Genomic DNA, 16678 nt, shown 5'->3' on the forward strand with positions numbered 1-16678 from the left:
CAGTGAGGGCAGCCCTGTGTCGTGACGACCGCCACAGCGACGTCCTGTCACACTTCGCGCGGTCGCGGGGTCGTTGTGGTGTACGGATGCTGCGGTGACGCGGCATGGGTCCAGATGTGAGGACGGGTAATGGGACCGCGGATCAATCTGTTCGCGAACGAGTTTGCCAACAAGGTGTCCAAGCGGATTGCGGGGGTTGGGCAGGCGGTGCATGGGTCGACGCTGGCGCGGGCGACGCTGCATCTGGTGGAGATCAGGGTTAGTCAGATCAATGGGTGCGGGTTTTGTGTTGACATGCATACCAAGGAGGCGGCTGCGGCGGGGGAAACATCGGTGCGGCTGAACTTGGTTGCGGCGTGGCGGGAAGCCACGGTCTTCACCGATGCTGAGCGGGCCGCGTTGGCGCTTGCTGAAGAGGGAACTCGGCTGGCGGATGTGCACTCGGGAGTCACGGAGGACACCTGGGCCGCAGTGCGCAAGTACTACGACGACGACCAGGTTGCCGCGCTGATCATGGGGATTGCGCTGATCAATGCGTTCAACCGGATGAACGTGATCGCGGGGACGCCGGCGGGGGATTACCAGCCGGGGATGTTCGGCTGAGGCCACGGACGGAGGGGGCGCGGGTGTCGACGGATCAGGGGTTGGTCAACAAGGCGGTTGTCCGGCGGCTTCATGACGCCGTCAACACCGGGGACGCGGGGCTGATCTCGAGGACGATCAACGAGGTTGTCCGGGGGGACGCGGTGCTCCACATACCGGCGCCCGTTGCGGCGTCGGGGGCGCGGGGGGTGGAGCAGGTGATGGCGGGGCTGCTGCGGGCGTATCCGGACCTGCACCTCGATGTCGAGGACCTGATCGCCGAAGGGGACAAGGTCGTCGGGCGGACGGTGGTGACCGGGACGCACAACGGGGAGTACTTGGGCCATGCGGCGACGGGGATCTCGGTCAGGTACAACGAGATCTTCGTCTTCCGGTTGGTCGACGGGCGGATCGCCGAGATCTGGGGAGTGGCCGATGTGCTGTCCCAGTTGAAACAGATCGGGGTGATCGCCGTCTGACGCGCCGGCGCGGGGGGAGGCGGGCAGGCAGCTGGGCTGCCTGCCCGCTTCGCGTTACTACTAGTTCCAGATCCGGTCGGGCTGAATCAAAGTGCACCCCCTGTTTCAGTGACGGTGATGTGGGCACCGCCTGCTCCCATCATCCACGGATTCGACGTATGGGGGTGGGTGGTCGGTTGCGTTGGCGGCCAAGGGTTGCGGGGTGTAGTGCTACCAGGACAGTTCGTGGCAACTGGACGGTGAGTCGCCCGACTCGAGTTGGAGGGTGGCGTGCTCGATGCGGTAGCGGGTCGCGAGGAGGTCTTGGGCGGAGCGCAGCACGGTGTCCTGGTCGGCGCCGGGGCACACGGTCAGGTGGGCGGAGGCGACCTCCATGCCCGAGGTGAGGGTCCAGACGTGCAGGTCGTGGACCTCGGTGACGCCGGCCAACTCGGCCAGGGTGCGGCTCAGCTCGTCCACGTCAACCCGCTCGGGGGCGTGCTGGAAGAGGATCCGCAGGGAGCGGCGGGCCAGGGTCCAGGTGCGGGGCAGGACGAACAGGCCGATCGCGACGCCGATCAGCGGGTCCGCGTACCGCCAGCCGAACAGCAGCGTCACCGCGCCGCTGAGCAGGACGCCGATCGAACCGATCAGATCCGCGATCACCTCGAGGTAGGCGCCGCGAATGTTCAGGCTCTCGGTGGATCCCTTGCGCAGCAACAGGAACGAGCAGACGTTGGCGCCGAGGCCGAGGGTGGCGGCGATCAGCACCGGCAGGCCGGGCACCTCGGGCGGGTCGGACAGCCGGGTCGCCGCCTCGATGATCACGTAGCCGGCCACGCCGAACAGCAGCACCGCGTTGGCCAGCGCGGCCAGCACCTCGGCCCGGTACAGGCCGAACGTGCGGTTGGGGCGGTCGGCGCCCCGGTTGGCGAACACGATCGCGGCCAGGGCCAGCCCGATACCGACCGTGTCGGTTAGCATGTGCGCGCCGTCGGAGATCAGCGCCAGCGACGAGGTGGCCAGGCCGACGGCGATCTCGACGACCATGAACACCGCTGCGATGACGAACGCGGCGGTCAGCGGGCGCACGTACCGGCCACCGGCACTGACCGGCGGCCCGTGCCCGTGCCCATGCCCGTGTCCCATCCGACGCCCTTCCCTGCGGTGCCGAGCCGACGGCCAAACATATAGTCATATGCGCATGAGTGCAATGACCGTCAGCCCTGGGTTACCCGAGTCGCCTGCCGGTCTATCCAGCGTCCCGCCGCCCGGGTGAACCTGGGCGAAATCCGGCTGGACATCGCGGCCAGCCGGGCCTCCGGGGTCACCGGGACCACCAGCTTGCGGTCCAGCACCGCGCGCAGCACCGCGGCGCCCACCCGGTCCGGGCCGTACCCGCGCAGCCGGTAACTCGCGGTGGCCCGCTCCCGGAGCACCCGCTCCTCCTCCGCCGACCGGCCGGCGAACCGGGCGGTGTTGGTGATGTCGGTGTGCACCACGCCCGGACAGATCGCGCTCACCCCGATCCCGGCCGGGCGCAGCTCGCCGTCCAGGCACTGGGCCAGCATCAGCACGCCGGCCTTGGTGGTCGAGTACGCCGGCAGGTTGGGCGTGGCGAAGTACCCGGCCATCGACGCGGTGATCACCACGTGCCCACCCTCGCCCCGGTCGACCATGGCCGGCACGAAGCAGCGCAGCGTGTTCACCACGCCCCACAGGTTGACCTCGAGCACCCGGCGCCAGTCCTGCGTGGAGGTCGCCAGGAACGGGCCGCTCACCCCGATGCCGGCGTTGGCCATGACCACGTCCGGCACCCCGTGCTCGGCCACCACCGCCTCGGCCAGCGCCCGGGTGGCCGCCTCGTCGCCGACGTCGAGCCGGTAGGCCAGTCCCGCCGAGCCGCGCGCGGCCACCTCCCCTGCGGTGTTCTCCGCGCGCTCGAGGTCGATGTCCACGCACAGCACGTCCGCCCCGGCGGAGGCGAAGGTCAGCGCGGTGGCCCGCCCGATCCCGCTGCCCGCACCGGTGATCAGCACCAGCCGGCCGGCCATCTGCCCGCCCGCCGCGCCGACCCGGGCCCTGGCCAGCTCCCGGGCGGCCGGCCGGCCCTCGACGTGGTCCACGAAGTCCGTGACGAACCGCGCCACGTCACCGGGCCTGTTGCGCACCGCCCAGTGCTCCGCGGCCAGCTCGCGCCGCCACAGCCGCTCGCACCACGGCTCGGCCGAGCGCAGCACGTCGGGCAGGCAGTACCGGTCCTGGGTCAGGGCCACCTGCTGCACCGGCACCCGGGTGACCGACGGGGCCGGCCGGCCGGCCCGGCTCAGCATGTTCGCCCGGTAGAGCCGCACCCCGTTGCGAGCGTCCCGGTAGGCGGCGTGGAACCGGGCCCTGGCCGGCGGCAGCAGCCAGAACAGCTCGGGCAGCAGCGGCACCTGGAACGCGGCCATGTACCAGGAGTGCCGCAGCTGGCGCAGCACCGCGCGGGCCCGGCGGGGATCGCGCAGGCCGGCGCGCAGCCAGCCCTCCAGGTGACCGAGACCCGGCCCGGAGATCGAGGTGAACGAGGCGAACAGCCCGGCGTGCGCCGGCTCGCCGACCACCGCCCAGGCCTGGATCGAGCCCCAGTCGTGGGCGACCAGGTGCACCGGGGCGGCCGGGCTGGTGGCCCCGATCACCGCGACCAGGTCGGCGGCCAGGTGCTCGATCCGGTACCCGCCGCGATCCGCCGGGGCGTCGGACTCCCCGTGGCCACGCACGTCGTAGCGCACCACCCGGAACCGGCCGGCCAAGGCCTCGGCCACCCCGTCCCAGACCGAGCTGTTGTCCGGATAGCCGTGCACCAGCAGGACCGTCGGCCCGTCCGGGGCGCCCGACACCCGCACCGCCAGCCGCAGCCCGTCCGACTCGACCCACCTGCGCTCCTCCGCCATGTGCCTATCCTGGCCCGATCCGTCGTCGGGCGCCCTTCTAGATATTTGTTCTAGAAACTGTTTACGATCCGGGCATGAGAACAGCAGTGATCACAGGGGCCAACCGGGGAATCGGATACGCGGTGGCGCGCCAGTTGGGCGCGCGGGACCAGCGCATCGTGCTGGTGTGCCGGGACCCCGCCCGGGGCGAGGACGCCCGCGCCGCCCTGGCCAGGAGCGGCGCCACGGTCGAACTGGTGCCCGGCGACCTCGGCACGGTGGCCACGGCGCGCACGGCGGCCGATCGCATCGCCGCCGCCTGCCCGCGGATCGACGTGCTGGTGCACAACGCCGGGATCTGGCCGACCCGGCCGGTGCGCACCGCGGATGGCCTCGAGCAGTCGTTCGTGACCAACCACCTGGCGCCGTTCCTGCTCAACCACGCGCTGGCACCGGCCCTGACCGCGACCGGCGGCCGGGTCGTGCAGGTCAGCGCCGGGCTGGCGGTCAAGGGCGTCGCCGATCCTGAGCGCACCCCCACCGGCGCGGACTTCCACCGGATCCGCACCTACTGCGACACCAAGCTGTGCAACCTGCTCATGGTGCCGCTGTTCGCGCGGCGCTGGGCGGACACCGGGATCACGATCAACGCGGTGCACCCCGGCGTGATCCGCACCGGGCTCGGCGACCCCGGCGGCGCGACCGGCCTGCTGCTCAAGGCCGTGAAGCTGCTCTGGAAGGACACCGAAACCGGGGCCCGTCCGGTGCTGCGGCTGGCCACCGACCCCGGGCTCGCCGGGGTGAGCGGCCGCTACTTCGACGTCGACACCGAGACCCCGCCGCCCGGCGATCCCGAGCCGGCCCAACGGCTCTGGGACCAGGCGCTGGAGCTGACCGGCCTGACCCGGCGCGATGTCGCCTAAGCAGTCCCGGGGCGAGCAGACCGCCCGCCGGCTGCTGGACGCGGCGCTCGAGGTGCACGAGCGGACCGGGCCGGCCGGGTTCACCGTGCCGGCGGTGACCGCGGCGAGCGGGATCAGCCTCGGCAGCCTCTACCACCACTTCGGCAGCTTCGACGGGCTGGCCGCCGCGCTGTACCAGCGGTGCATGGCCGAACTGCTCGACGCGATCGTGGCCGCGCTGGAGCGCAGCCGGACCGCGCGGACCGGCGTGCGCGCGGTGGTCCTTGCCTACCTGCGGTTCGTCGAGGAGCACCCGGCGCAGGCCCGGTTCATCCACGCCTCCGCGCACGCGGGCTACCTGCCGGCGCACGCGGCGGCGATCGCGGCCGCCAAGGCGCCGCGGATCGAGCGGATGCTCGCCTGGCTCGCCCCGCACGTGCGCGCCGGCCGGATCGTGGACCTGCCCGGCCCGCTGATCGAGATGCTGCTCATCGGGCCGGTCGCCGAGCTGTCCCGGCGCTGGCTGGCCGGCGCGCCCGACCTCGACCCGCGCACCGCCGCCCGGCTGCTGCCGGATCGCATCTGGCGCTCGGTCAGCGCATCGTGAGCCACATCGCGAGCTCGTCGCGGACCGCGCAGAGCGCCTCGGCGGGCGGGCCGAGATCGACCACGGACCGGCGCTGCCGCTCCAGCCGGGCGCTGCGGTACTTGGGAAAGGCGAACCGGATCGCGTGGTGCAGCACCTGGCAGTGGTGCAGCAGCAGCTGGGACAGCCTGCGCTCCAACGATTCCGGGTCGGCGTGCGGCGCGAAGTCGAGCGAGGCCGCCCATAACCGGTGGTACTCGTTGGCGACCCGGCCACCGGCCCGGGCCGCCGCGCCGTCCGGCTCACCGGGCACCGCGCAGGCGCGCAACGCCGCGACCGCCTCGTCCTGCAACGCGATCCCCCGGTCGGCGATGGCCAGCAGGGCCAGCAGGTCGCCCCGGGCCTGCTCGGGATGATCCGCGGCCGGCCGGTGCGGGTGCCTGCCCATGACGGTCCCCTCACCCGAGACATCCGATGGCTGAGGATAACCCCGCCGGTTACCGCAACGCGGCGATCAGGTCATCGAGTGCGGTCAGGTTGTGCGCGCTGACCACCGCGTCGCAGTGCGGCCAGGCGGCGGCCATGCCGCCGGCCAGCGGGCGGTAATCGGCCCGGGCGGTGCGCGGGTTGGCCCACACGATCCTGTGCGCCACCTTGGCCAGCGCCGCCATGGCCCGGCCGAGCGCCGCCGGATCGCCGGTCTCCCAGCCGTCCGAGACGATCAGCACCACCGCGCCCCGTGCCATGCCGCGCCGGCCGTACCGGCGGTTGAACTCGGCGAGCGAGTCGGCGATCCGGGTGCCGCCGGACCAGTCCGGGGCGATCCGGCCGGCCCGTTCCAGGGCAACCGACGGGCGCACCCGGGAAAGCTCCCTGGTCAGCCGGGTCAGCCGGGTGGCGAAGGTGAACACCTCCGCCCGCGCGCCGCCCGACGCGGAGTACAGCAGCCGCACGATCGCCCGGGCGTAGGGCTCCATCGAGCCGGAGATGTCGCACAGCACCACCAGCTTGCGCGGCTTGGCGCGGCGCGCCCGGCGGACGAGCAGCAGCGGGTGCCCGCCGGTGCGCCGGGCCCGGGACAGCGTGCCGCGCAGATCCACCCGGGAGCCGTGCGGCGCAACGCGTTCCCGGCGGGACCGGCGCGGCGGAGTGCTCAGCGTGAACCGGCGCATCAGCTCGGCGAGCTGGGCCAGCTCGTGCGGGGTCAGCTCGGCGAAGTCCCGGCCGGACAGCCGCTCGCCCGCGCTGGCCAGCACGTTGGTGCGCACCTCGCGGGGGGTCCCGCCGGCATCGGGCGCGGTGCCGCGGGCGTCCGGCCGGCCGCCACCGCGACCGGACGCCTCCGGCCCGACGCCCGGGGTCTGGCCGCGCTGGGCGGCCGGATCCACCAGCCCGCCGAACACGGCGGCGAACTCGGCCCGAAACGCCGGCAGCTGCTCCGGATCGCTGACCAGCGTGGCAAGGGCACAGTGGTAGAGGTCCCGGGTGGCGGCCGGGTCGAGCACGGTGACCGCGCGGGCGAACCGCTCGCAGCGGTCCGGGCCGGCCGGCAGCCCGGCCGCGCGCAGCCGGTCCCCGAACGCCGCGACCAGGTCCGCCAGGTCAGGCATCGGGCAGCGCCGCCAGGCCGGCCCGGTGCACGGTCTCGATGTCCTCCGGGTACTTGAGCACCGCGCCGAGGGTGCTGCCAATCGCCGCTTCGTCCAGTGTGGACAGACCGAGCACGTGCAGCGCGGTGGCCCAGTTGATCGCCTCGGCCACCCCCGGCGGCTTGGTCAGCGGCTGGCCGCGCAGCCGGTGCACCGCCACCGCCACCCGGTCGGCCAGCCAGCCGGCGGCGTCCGGCACCCGGGCCCGGATGATCGCCGCCACCCGGTCGGTCTCCGGATAGGCGATCCAGTGGTAGAGGCAGCGCCGCTTGAGTGCGTCGTGCAGATCCCTGGTGCGGTTGGAGGTGAGCAGCACCACCGGCGGGACCACGGCCCGCCGGGTGCCCAGTTCCGGGATGGTCACCGCGGCGTCGGCAAGCAGCTCGAGCAGGAACGCCTCGAACTCGTCGTCGGCCCGGTCCACCTCGTCGATCAGCAGCACCGCCGGTCGCGGTCCCGGGTGCGAGATCGCGGCCAGCAGCGGGCGGGGCAGCAGGTAGTCCGGGCCGAACAGGTCGGCGTCGCGCAGCGTCTCCCCGCGCGACTCGGCCAGCCGGATGGCAAGCAGCTGCCTCGGGTAGTTCCATTCGTAGAGCGCCTCGGCCGAGGACAGCCCTTCGTAGCACTGCAACCTGATCAGCGGTGTGTCCACAGTGGACGCGAGCGCACGTGCCGCCTCGGTCTTGCCGACCCCCGGCTCGCCCTCGAGCAGGATCGGCTGGCCCATCCGGACGGCCAGCAGCAGCGCGGTGGCCAGGGCGTCGCCGGCCAGGTAGCCGGCCGACGCCAGACCGGCGCGCAGCGCGCCCGCGTCGGGTAGCAACTCGGCCAGGTCACTCATCCGCGTGGCAGCTCGCATGCACCGGCTCGGGGGACGGCTCGGCGGCCTCCTCCCTCGGCCGGAGCGCGACCAGCTCGGCGTAGATCGACAGGGCGATCTCCGGCGCGGTCCGGGCACCGATGTCCAGACCGGCCGGGGTGCGCACCCGGTCGTGCTCCTCGTCGGTGAGGCCGAGCCCGGCCAGCACCGCGCCGCCGCGCCGCCGGCTCGCCACCAGCCCGATGTAGGGCACCCCGGCGTCCAGCGCGGCACGCAGCACCGGCTCCTCGTCGCGGCCGTGCGAGGCCACCACCACCGCCCCGACGTCCAGCGGCAGCGGCGCGTCCGGCCCGACCACCGGCCGCGCGTCGTGTCCGAGCACCCGGCCGATGTCGATCAGTGCGTGCGCCACCGGTGTGTCGCCGTACACCTGCACCAGCAGCGGCGGCAACATCGCCTCCAGGAAGATGTCCAGCGAACCGCCGGACAGGCAGTGGTTGTGCACGGTCACCAGGCCCTCGCTGACCGACTCGGCGACCTCGTCCGCGGTGATCCGCAGCAGCGTCGACTCGCCGGTCTCCAGCAGCCGCAACCCTTGCGTGCGCACGGTGGACTCGGCGCAGGTGCCGCCGACGAAGCCCTCGATGGTGCCGTCCGGCAGCACCAGCGCCCGGTCACCGGGCCGAGCGCTGGTCGGGCGCTCCGCCCGGACGACCGTGGCAAGCACGAACGGGGTCCGGCCGGACCGGAGCCCGTCCGCGCGCACCAGCAGATCCTCGCCGCCCATCAGCTGATCGCCAAATCTGTCCGAAGTGGACGACCCTGCACCGCCGACCACACCGCTGCCGGGGTGAGCGGCATGTCCGCGTGCGTCACGCCGAACGGCCGCAGCGCGTCGATCACCGCGTTGACCACCGCGGCCGGGGAGCCGACCGTCGCCGACTCACCGACCCCCTTGGCGCCGATCGGATGGTGCGGCGACGGGGTGACCGTCTCGCCCAGCTCCCAGGACGGGCACTCCATCGAGGTGGGCAGCAGGTAGTCCATGAACGACCCGCCGAGGCAGTTGCCGTCCTCGTCGAACGCGATCAGCTCCATCAGGGCCATCCCGACCCCGTCGGCGAGGCCGCCGTGCACCTGGCCCTCGACGATCGTCGGGTTGATCCGCACGCCGCAGTCGTCCACCGCGATGAACCGGCGCACCTTCACCTGACCGGTGCCGGTGTCCACGTCCACCACGCAGATGTAGGCGCCGAACGGGAAGGTGAGGTTTGGCGGGTTGTACACGCAGGTGGCGTCCAGATGGCCCTCGACGCCCTCCGGCAGTTCCAGGTTGGAATGCGCGGCAAGGGCGATCTCGGCCATCGTCTTGCCGGCCGTCGGATCGCCCTTGACGAACCAGCGCCCCTTCTCCCACTCCAGGTCGTCCGGGCTGGCCTCGAGCATCGCCGCGGCCACGATCTTGGCCCGGTCCCGAACCTTGCGGGCCACCACCGCGGCCGCCGCGCCGGACACCGGCGTGGAGCGGGATCCGTAGGTGCCCAACCCGAACGGGGTCTGGTCGGTGTCGCCGTGCACCACCTCGATGTCGTCCGGACTGATGCCCAGCTCCTCGGCCACGATCTGGGCGAACGTCGTCTCGTGGCCCTGCCCCTGGCTCTGTACCGAGATCCGCAGCACCGCCTTGCCGGTCGGGTGCACCCGCAGCTCCGCGCCGTCGGCCATACCCAGCCCGAGGATGTCCATCTGCCTGCGCGGGCCGGCACCGACCGCCTCGGTGAAGAAGCTGACCCCGATGCCCATGTACTCGCCGCGCTGCCGCTTCGCGGCCTGCTCGGCGCGCAACGCCTCGTAGCCGGCCATGTCCATGGCGAGCCGCATTGCCTTCGGGTAGTCGCCCGAGTCGTACTCCCAGCCGGTCGGGCAGGTGTACGGGAACTGCTCCGGCTGCAACAGGTTGCGGATCCGCAGCTCCGCCGGGTCCAGCTCCAGCCGGTACGCGAGCAGGTCCACCATCCGCTCGACCAGGTAGGCCGCCTCGGTCACCCGGAACGAGCAGGCGTAGGCCACCCCGCCGGGTGCCTTGTTGGTGTAGACGCCGGTCACCTCGCAGTAGGCCGCCTGCAGGTCGTAGGAACCGGTGAACACGTGGAAGAACCCCGCCGGGAAGCCGGTCGGCTGCGCGGTGCCGTTGAACGCCCCGTGATCGGCGATCACCTTGACCCGTAGGCCGAGGATCTTTCCGTCCGAAGTGGACGCGATCTCGCCGTGCATGTGGTAGTCCCGGGCGAAGGACGTGGTCATCAGGTTCTCCGACCGGTCCTCCATCCACTTCACCGGCTTGCCGGTGACGATCGAACCGACCACCGCGCACACGTAGCCCGGGTAGATCCCGACCTTGTTGCCGAACCCGCCGCCGATGTCCGGCGAGATGATCCTGATCTTGTGCTCCGGAATCCCGGCCACCATCGCGTACAGCGTGCGGTGTGCGTGCGGCGCCTGGGTGGTCGACCAGACGGTGAGCTTGCCGGTCACCGCGTCCATGTCCGCCACCGTGCCGCAGGTCTCCAGCGGGGCCGGGTGCACCCTCGGGTAGAGCACGTCCTGCTCGACGATCACGTCCGCCCGGGCGAAGGCGTCGTCGGTGCGCGCCGGATCGCCCGCCTCCCAGTCGAAGATGTGGTTGTCGGTGCAGTTCTCCTTGTCGTCCCGGATGATCGGGGCGTCCGGGTCGAGCGCCCGGCGCGCGTCCACCACCGCGGGCAGCGGCTCGTACTCCACGTCGATCAGGGCCAGCGCGTCCCGGGCCGCGTACCGGTCCTCGGCCACCACGAAGGCGACCTCCTGACCCTGGAAGCGCACCTTGTCGGTGGCCAGCACCGCCTGGGTGTCGTAGGAGATCGTGGGCATCCAGGCCAGCCCGAGCCCGGCCAGGGTCTCCCCGGTGATCACCGCGCGGACCTTCGGATGCGCCTCGGCGGCCGAGGTGTCGATCGAGACGATCCGGGCGTGCGCGAACGGGCTGCGCAGGATCGCGGCGTGCAGCATTCCGGGCAGCGTCACGTCGTCCACGTAGTTGCCCCGGCCCCGGATGAACCGGGCGTCCTCCTTGCGATGCATCCGGCCGAACCCCATCGGGGTCTCCGTGGTGGTCACGCCCGCACCTCCTCTTCGGCCGACGCCGGCGCCGCCTCGGCACCGCCGGAATGCTCGGCGGCCCAACGGATCGAGCGCACGATGTTCTCGTAACCGGTGCACCGGCACAGTTGCCCGGAGATCGCCTCGCGGATCTCCGCCTCGGACGGGTCGGGCAGCCGGTCGAGCAGCCAGCGGGCGGTCAGCATCATCCCCGGCGTGCAGAACCCGCACTGCAACCCGTGGCAGGCAACGAAACCCTGCTGCACGGGGTCCAACTCGGCGCCGCTGGCCAGGCCCTCGACCGTGGTCACCTCGTGCCCGTCGGCCATCACCGCGAGCACCGTGCACGACTTCACCGGCACTCCGTCCAGGTGCACGACGCACACTCCGCAGTTGGAGGTGTCGCAGCCCCAGTGCGTGCCGGTCAGCCGCAGCGTGTCGCGCAGGAAGTGCACGAGCAGCAGCCGGGGCTCGACGTCCTCGGTGTACTCCTGCCCGTTGACCGTCACCGTGATCTGCATGTCAGGCCTCCTCTCCGCGCGCCCGTGCCGCGGCCCGGCGCAGTGCCCTTGTGGTCAGCTCTCCGGCCAGATGGCGTTTGTAGTCAACGGGTCCGCGCTGGTCGGCCGCGGGATTGCAGTGCTCGGCGGCGATCCGGCCGGCCTCGGCGAACCGCTCGTCGCTGGCCTGCCCGCCGCGCAGGAAGTCCTCGGCCTCGGCGGCGACGAACCCGGTCGCGCCCACCGCGGTCAGGCCGATGCCCACCTCGGTGACCGTGTCGCCGACCAGGTTCAGCACCGCCCCGGCCGCGGCCACCGCCCAGTCCCCGACCCGGCGCTCGACCTTCTCGTAGGCGCTGGCGTGCGACCGGATCGGCACCCGCAGCTCCACCAACAGTTCGCCGTCGTCGAGCGCGGTCTGGTACGGCCCGACGAAGAACTCCCGCGCCGGGATCGTGCGCCGGCCGCCCGGCCCGACCGCCACCAGGTCGGCCCGCAGCGCCGCGAACGCCGCGGACAGGTCCTCGGACGGGTCGGCCTGGCACAGCGATCCGCCGACCGTGCCCCGGTTGCGGACCACCGGATCGGCGATCACCCGCTCCGCGTCGCGCAGGATCGGGAAGTGCTCGCCGGCCACCGCCGAGTGCAGCAACTCGGTGTGCCGGACCATCGCCCCGATCCGCAGCGCGTCGCCGTCGACGCTGATCCCGGCCAGCTCCACGAGGTCGTTGATGTCGATCAGCGCCTCGGGTTGGGCCAACCGCAGCTTCATCATGGGCAGCAGGCTGTGGCCACCGGCCACCACCCGCGATTCGGGACCGTACTGGGCAAGCAGCGTCAACGCGTGCTCGACGCTGGTCGCCTTCTCGTACTGGAACGGTGCTGGAACCTGCATGGGCGCGCTCCTGCCCGGCCCGGGCAGCGCGCCGCGCACCGGGCGGCCAGAGGTCACCGCACCGTGCCGTGCGGGAATCGTGCGCCCGGTCGGGGACCTGGGCAACAGGTCGTTAAGTCATTACTTATCCGCGATAGCGGAAGGGTTCACAATCTCGGGATGACGCTCACCCAGCTGGCCACGTTCGTCATGGTCGCCAAGCTGGGCTCGGTCAAGGCGGCGGCCCGGGCCCTCGCCGTGAGCGAGCCGGCCGTGTCCCAGGCGCTGTCCGCGCTGCGGCACCACCTGGAGGACCCGTTGATCGAACGGGTGGGCACCAGCATGCGGCTGACCACGGCCGGCAAGCGGCTGCTCCCGGTGGCCAGCCAGATGGTCCACCTCGGCCGGGACGCCGAGGCCGCGGTGCGCGCCGGGCAGGGCGCCGCCGAGCAGCTGCGCCTGGTGGGCAGCAGCACGGTCGCCGAGTTCGTGGCGCCGCCGCTGATCGACACGTTCCGCCGGGTGTGCGGGCGCCGGGTGGACACCTCGGCCGGGGTGGCGGCCAGCGAGGAGATGGCCGCCCTGGTGGAGAACCGGTTCGCCGACGTGGCCATCGGACCCAACCTGGCCGCGGTGCACCGCAACGAGCTGCAGAGCGTCGCCGTGTTCCGCACCCGGCTGGTGCTGGTGACCTCCCCCGGCGCCCACCCGCCGGGTCCGCCCGAGCTCTGGCCGTGGCTGGTGGACCAGTACGCCGCCGACCCGCACAGCGACTGCGGGGAACTGCTGCATCGGTTACACGTGGCCGAGTCCCGGGTGCGGGTCTTCCCCAACCAGACCGCGGCCTGGGCCGCCGCAGCGCAGGGCGCCGGGCTCGCCCCGGCCCTCGAGCACCTGGTCGCCGAGCAGCTCCGGCGGGGCGAGCTGGTCGTCGTGGACACGCCGGCCACGCCGGTGGAGACCACCTGGTACGCCACCGCCCTGCCGGCGGAACGCCGGTCCCCGGCCACCGACGCGTTCCTGCACTTCCTCGACACCGCTCCGGCGCTGCGGGTGATGCGCAACCCCGGCGCCGGCGTGCCGCCATCGGCGTTCCGGCCGCCGGTGTACGTCACCCTGTGGAGCTGAGGGAACGGAATCGCCGCGCGCCGCGTCCCTCCTTCGATAACCTGGCGCCCTCCGCCCATCCCTTGGGGGTTCGATGTCGCTGTACGGGGATCCCGACGAGCTGGACCGGATCGCCGGTCAGATCGAGCAGCGGGCCGCCGACGTGCGTACCCGCGGCGGTGAGATGGTCACCCGCGCCGACGCCATGCAGTGGCGCTCGGTCGCCGCGGACCGGTGCCGGGAGACCGTCGGCGGGGACCGGAAGAACCTGGACACGGTGGCCGGCCGGATGGACGAGGCGGCCGCGGTGCTGCGCGGGCACGCCCAGGAGGTCCGCGAGCTGCTCGCGTTGATCAAGCGGATCGAGGAGGCCGTGGTCGGCTGGTTCAACAGCGCCATCGACCGGTTCAACCGGGCCGTGGAGAACTTCCGCAACGCGGTGTCCGATGTGCTGGACTCGGTCGGCAACTTCCTCGGCTTCGGCGGCGGCGAGGCGCCGCAGCCGCCCACCCCGCCGTGGCAGAACTGGCCGCACCAGCCGGGCAACCTGCCGGCCAGCGGCGACCGGGCCTGGCTCGACGTCGGCCGGTTCATGCAGGGCCAGGGGGTGCTGCGGTGACGGCACCCGGCTCGACCGCGCCGCACCGGTTGCGGCTGACCGCCGCCGAGTACGCCTGGCTGGTCGAGCGGCTCGGGCTGGCCATGCCGCCCGGCTGGGAGCCGGTGGAGCCGGCCGGCTCATCCGCACCGGCCGGGCTGGCCGAGAAGGGCGTGCTCGTCGACGGCGAGGTGCACCCGTCGGTGGCGATGAACCTGCGGATCCTGGCCGGCCCGCAGGTCATGCTGGACACCACCGCCAGCATCGGCGCGGCCGGGCTGCACAGCCTGCACGCGATCGCCGGAGCGCTCGGCGCGTCCCTGTTCCAGCTCGGCGACGGCGCCGTGGAGCTGTCCCTGTTCGCCGCGAGCGACCTGGGCGGCGAGCTGGTCCGGGCGGTGCCGCCGGAGGCGGAGCCGGAGATCGGCACCGCGCTCGGCGAGGGCGCCGGGACCGACCCGCCGCACGGCCGGGTACCGGTGGCCGCGCTGCACGAGCTGGGGGTGGCCGAGCTGCTGCGCGGCGCCGACCCGGACGCGCCGGCCGAGGTGCTCGCCCAGCTGCGGCTGCCGGCGGCCGAGGCGGAGCTGGCCGCCGACGTGGCCAACCGGACCAACGGCGGGCTGGTCTGCCAGGTCACCGCGCGGGTGGCGCAGGACGTGCGCAGTGCCCGGGTGGCCTGGCTGCACGCCGGCGACGGCTGGCTGGGCCTGCGGCCGGACGCGCAGCGCCGGGTGCTGCTCGAGCCGGTCGCCCGCGCCGATCTCGGCGTCTGGGTGGCCCCCTACGTCGCGGAGGCGGTGTCGAATGGGTAGCCCCGGACCGGGCGTCACCGACATCCGGGTCGGCGGTGGCGCCGGCGGCACCGAGGCCAGGTTCGAGGACCTGGCCGCCATGGGCGACCTGACCGACGACGTGGCCGCCGACACCCTCGGCATCGCCATGTCCAGCCACCGGTACCTGGTCGACCCGAACGTGGTGGCCTCCGCGGTGCTCAACCCGGCCGGCGTGGCCCGGTTCGAAGCGGCCATGCTCGGCGCGCTGGACGGGCCGACCGGGCTCACCGCCACCTCGGCCGCGATCGGCCTGCGCGGGATCGCGCTGCGCGCCACCTCCGCGGCTTACCAGGAGGTCGACCAGCTCAGCGCCAGGGCGCTGGACGCGATCCGGTGGATGGAGGGCGCGGTCGTCACCTCCAGCCCGGCCACCGCGGCGCCCACGGCGCTGATCGGCGGCGGCGCGCTGGCCGCCGACGTCTACCTCAACTACGACGGCGACTGGCAGCGGTACCTGGTCGAGCACCCCGGCATGGTGGATCAGCTGATCGGCATGTCCCCCGGCATGCTCAGCTCGCTCGGCCTGCCCACCGACCTGGCCACCCTGATGGATCTCACCGCCGCGGCCTACCCGGACGGCGAGCCCCGGGTCACCGACGGCGGCGTGGACGGTGCCGCGGGGACCCCACCGCGGAACCTCGGCGACATCATGGAGGGTCTGGACCACCGCAACGGCACCGATCCCAATATCGACGTGCGCCGGGTGGTCGGCCCGGATGGCCGGGTCGCGTACATCGTGGACATCCCCGGTACCCGGGTGTGGAATCTGCCCGGCCAGGACGGCGGCAGCGCCAACGACTTCGGCACCAACATCGACGCCATGGCCGGCAACGAAACCGTGCTGCAGAAGGGCATCGAGGAGGCCATGCGACGGGCGGGCGTCGGCCCGAACGATCCGGTCATGCTGGTCGGGCACAGCCAGGGCGGGATCGTCGCCGCCCGCGCCGCCGGGGATTTCGCCGCCTCCGGCCAGTACAACGTGACCCACGTGGTCACCGCCGGCTCCCCGGTCGGCCGCATCCCGGTCCCGGACGGCATCCAGATGCTGTCCCTGGAGAACAGCGGCGACATCGTCCCGCACCTCGACGCCGCCGAGAACCCGGGCTCGGACAACCGCACCACGGTGATCTTCGACAACCAGACCGGCACGGTCGGCGGCAACCACGCCATCGGCGGCAACTACACCGAAGCCGCCCGCCAGCTCGACACCAGCACCGACCCGTCGGTGCAACGCTTCCGGGACAGCGCCGGCGTGTTCATCGGCGGCGTCAGCGTGGAAACCCACCAGTACACGGTCGAACGCCGGTGAGATCGCTGTACTGCGCCCTGTTCCTGCTGCTGCTCACCGCATGCGGCGAACAGGGGGTCAGCTTCGACGCCGAGGTCGACGAGCTCGGCAAGCACATCGTCGACGCCGTCAAGGCGGACGCCGCGGTCTCCGACGCCTCGTACCGCTACGAGCACGGCCTCGACCGCGGCCAGCACCTGCACATCACCGCCACCGTCACCGACCCGGCGCGGTCCGACCAGGTCGTCGACACCGCCGCCAAGACCTTCTGGCAGTCCCCGGCCCGGGTCTACCACCTCACCGTCACCGTCCAGGACGCCTCCGGCGCCACCCTCAGCACCAGGAACATCGAGGACGCCGCCTCCTTCGACCGCCCCGAGATGGAACGCAGCTACGGCCCCCGGCCAGGCCGGTGAACTCCCCGT

18 protein-coding genes are annotated in these 16678 nt (G+C 72.8%); 9 read left to right on the top strand and 9 right to left on the bottom strand.

What is annotated here, in order from left to right:
• Positions 1–129: 129 nt before the first annotated feature.
• Together VFV67_RS22800 and VFV67_RS22805 are read left to right on the top strand one after the other, a co-directional pair.
• Complete coding sequence (locus VFV67_RS22800; RefSeq protein ID WP_326472649.1) at positions 130–603, top strand: carboxymuconolactone decarboxylase family protein; 474 nt, start codon at positions 130–132, stop codon at positions 601–603.
• Positions 604–626: 23 nt separating this feature from the next.
• Positions 627–1061: an ester cyclase gene (locus tag VFV67_RS22805; protein WP_326472650.1), complete on the top strand. Its 435-nt coding sequence runs from the start codon at positions 627–629 to the stop codon at positions 1059–1061.
• Positions 1062–1271: 210 nt separating this feature from the next.
• Here VFV67_RS22805 and VFV67_RS22810 read toward each other — a convergent pair whose 3' ends face one another.
• Together VFV67_RS22810 and VFV67_RS22815 are read right to left on the bottom strand one after the other, a co-directional pair.
• Entirely contained in the window at positions 1272–2189 is a 918-nt protein-coding gene (locus tag VFV67_RS22810; RefSeq protein ID WP_326472651.1) for a cation diffusion facilitator family transporter, read from the bottom strand.
• A gap of 71 nt (positions 2190–2260) precedes the next feature.
• On the bottom strand, positions 2261–3976 hold the full coding sequence (locus VFV67_RS22815) for an SDR family oxidoreductase (RefSeq protein ID WP_326472652.1): 1716 nt from the start codon (positions 3974–3976) through the stop codon (positions 2261–2263).
• A gap of 74 nt (positions 3977–4050) precedes the next feature.
• Between VFV67_RS22815 and VFV67_RS22820 the strand changes: the two genes are divergently transcribed.
• Together VFV67_RS22820 and VFV67_RS22825 are read left to right on the top strand one after the other, a co-directional pair.
• Positions 4051–4878 carry an SDR family NAD(P)-dependent oxidoreductase gene (locus VFV67_RS22820; protein WP_326472653.1) on the top strand — a complete coding sequence of 276 codons (828 nt, stop codon included), beginning with the start codon at positions 4051–4053 and terminating at the stop codon, positions 4876–4878.
• Positions 4868–5464 carry a TetR/AcrR family transcriptional regulator gene (locus VFV67_RS22825; RefSeq protein ID WP_326472654.1) on the top strand — a complete coding sequence of 199 codons (597 nt, stop codon included), beginning with the start codon at positions 4868–4870 and terminating at the stop codon, positions 5462–5464. Before VFV67_RS22820 ends, VFV67_RS22825 begins: the two co-directional genes overlap by 11 nt.
• On the opposite strand, the gene VFV67_RS22830 is transcribed toward VFV67_RS22825, so the two are convergent.
• Genes VFV67_RS22830 through VFV67_RS22860 form a run of 7 tightly spaced genes read right to left on the bottom strand, consistent with a single transcriptional unit; the run spans position 5451 to position 12445 of the window.
• On the bottom strand, positions 5451–5891 hold the full coding sequence (locus VFV67_RS22830) for a hypothetical protein (protein ID WP_326472655.1): 441 nt from the start codon (positions 5889–5891) through the stop codon (positions 5451–5453). The two genes, VFV67_RS22825 and VFV67_RS22830, sit on opposite strands and share 14 nt — an antisense overlap.
• A gap of 49 nt (positions 5892–5940) precedes the next feature.
• The gene (locus tag VFV67_RS22835; protein ID WP_326472656.1) at positions 5941–7053 is read right to left on the bottom strand and encodes a vWA domain-containing protein; all 1113 of its coding nucleotides are present in this window, start codon (positions 7051–7053) and stop codon (positions 5941–5943) included.
• Complete coding sequence (locus tag VFV67_RS22840) at positions 7046–7933, bottom strand: MoxR family ATPase (protein ID WP_326472657.1); 888 nt, start codon at positions 7931–7933, stop codon at positions 7046–7048. Before VFV67_RS22840 ends, VFV67_RS22835 begins: the two co-directional genes overlap by 8 nt.
• Positions 7926–8699 (bottom strand): XdhC family protein, encoded by a 774-nt coding sequence (locus VFV67_RS22845; protein ID WP_326472658.1) that lies wholly within the window; start codon positions 8697–8699, stop codon positions 7926–7928. The genes VFV67_RS22840 and VFV67_RS22845 overlap by 8 nt, the downstream gene beginning before the upstream one ends.
• Entirely contained in the window at positions 8699–11047 is a 2349-nt protein-coding gene (locus VFV67_RS22850; RefSeq protein WP_326472735.1) for an aerobic carbon-monoxide dehydrogenase large subunit, read from the bottom strand. The genes VFV67_RS22845 and VFV67_RS22850 overlap by 1 nt, the downstream gene beginning before the upstream one ends.
• Before the next feature lie 17 nt (positions 11048–11064).
• Entirely contained in the window at positions 11065–11571 is a 507-nt protein-coding gene (locus tag VFV67_RS22855) for a (2Fe-2S)-binding protein (RefSeq protein WP_326472659.1), read from the bottom strand.
• Between the two features lies 1 nt (position 11572).
• Entirely contained in the window at positions 11573–12445 is an 873-nt protein-coding gene (locus VFV67_RS22860; protein ID WP_326472660.1) for a xanthine dehydrogenase family protein subunit M, read from the bottom strand.
• 159 nt (positions 12446–12604) lie between these two features.
• On the opposite strand from VFV67_RS22860, the gene VFV67_RS22865 reads away from it, so the two are divergent.
• The 5 genes from VFV67_RS22865 (at position 12605) to VFV67_RS22885 (ending at position 16669) form a co-directional block, all read left to right on the top strand.
• Complete coding sequence (locus VFV67_RS22865; protein ID WP_326472661.1) at positions 12605–13552, top strand: LysR family transcriptional regulator; 948 nt, start codon at positions 12605–12607, stop codon at positions 13550–13552.
• A gap of 73 nt (positions 13553–13625) precedes the next feature.
• Positions 13626–14150: a hypothetical protein gene (locus VFV67_RS22870; RefSeq protein WP_326472662.1), complete on the top strand. Its 525-nt coding sequence runs from the start codon at positions 13626–13628 to the stop codon at positions 14148–14150.
• Positions 14147–14944 (top strand): hypothetical protein, encoded by a 798-nt coding sequence (locus VFV67_RS22875; RefSeq protein ID WP_326472663.1) that lies wholly within the window; start codon positions 14147–14149, stop codon positions 14942–14944. The genes VFV67_RS22870 and VFV67_RS22875 overlap by 4 nt, the downstream gene beginning before the upstream one ends.
• Entirely contained in the window at positions 14937–16274 is a 1338-nt protein-coding gene (locus VFV67_RS22880; RefSeq protein WP_326472664.1) for an alpha/beta hydrolase, read from the top strand. Before VFV67_RS22875 ends, VFV67_RS22880 begins: the two co-directional genes overlap by 8 nt.
• Positions 16271–16669: a hypothetical protein gene (locus VFV67_RS22885; protein WP_326472665.1), complete on the top strand. Its 399-nt coding sequence runs from the start codon at positions 16271–16273 to the stop codon at positions 16667–16669. Before VFV67_RS22880 ends, VFV67_RS22885 begins: the two co-directional genes overlap by 4 nt.
• The last annotated feature ends 9 nt before the right edge of the window (positions 16670–16678 follow it).

Source organism: Actinophytocola sp., assembly GCF_035762905.1.
In the GTDB taxonomy this organism is placed as follows: domain Bacteria; phylum Actinomycetota; class Actinomycetes; order Mycobacteriales; family Pseudonocardiaceae; genus DASYTH01.

Coding starts and splice junctions, on each gene's coding strand:
- VFV67_RS22800 (WP_326472649.1), top strand. CDS start 130: ATGGGACCGCGGATCAATCTGTTCGCGAACGAGTTTGCCAACAAGGTG.
- VFV67_RS22810 (WP_326472651.1), bottom strand. CDS start 2,189: ATGGGACACGGGCATGGGCACGGGCACGGGCCGCCGGTCAGTGCCGGT.
- VFV67_RS22815 (WP_326472652.1), bottom strand. CDS start 3,976: ATGGCGGAGGAGCGCAGGTGGGTCGAGTCGGACGGGCTGCGGCTGGCG.
- VFV67_RS22820 (WP_326472653.1), top strand. CDS start 4,051: ATGAGAACAGCAGTGATCACAGGGGCCAACCGGGGAATCGGATACGCG.
- VFV67_RS22825 (WP_326472654.1), top strand. CDS start 4,868: ATGTCGCCTAAGCAGTCCCGGGGCGAGCAGACCGCCCGCCGGCTGCTG.
- VFV67_RS22830 (WP_326472655.1), bottom strand. CDS start 5,891: ATGGGCAGGCACCCGCACCGGCCGGCCGCGGATCATCCCGAGCAGGCC.
- VFV67_RS22835 (WP_326472656.1), bottom strand. CDS start 7,053: ATGCCTGACCTGGCGGACCTGGTCGCGGCGTTCGGGGACCGGCTGCGC.
- VFV67_RS22840 (WP_326472657.1), bottom strand. CDS start 7,933: ATGAGTGACCTGGCCGAGTTGCTACCCGACGCGGGCGCGCTGCGCGCC.
- VFV67_RS22845 (WP_326472658.1), bottom strand. CDS start 8,699: ATGGGCGGCGAGGATCTGCTGGTGCGCGCGGACGGGCTCCGGTCCGGC.
- VFV67_RS22850 (WP_326472735.1), bottom strand. CDS start 11,047: ATGGGGTTCGGCCGGATGCATCGCAAGGAGGACGCCCGGTTCATCCGG.
- VFV67_RS22855 (WP_326472659.1), bottom strand. CDS start 11,571: ATGCAGATCACGGTGACGGTCAACGGGCAGGAGTACACCGAGGACGTC.
- VFV67_RS22860 (WP_326472660.1), bottom strand. CDS start 12,445: ATGCAGGTTCCAGCACCGTTCCAGTACGAGAAGGCGACCAGCGTCGAG.
- VFV67_RS22865 (WP_326472661.1), top strand. CDS start 12,605: ATGACGCTCACCCAGCTGGCCACGTTCGTCATGGTCGCCAAGCTGGGC.
- VFV67_RS22870 (WP_326472662.1), top strand. CDS start 13,626: ATGTCGCTGTACGGGGATCCCGACGAGCTGGACCGGATCGCCGGTCAG.
- VFV67_RS22880 (WP_326472664.1), top strand. CDS start 14,937: ATGGGTAGCCCCGGACCGGGCGTCACCGACATCCGGGTCGGCGGTGGC.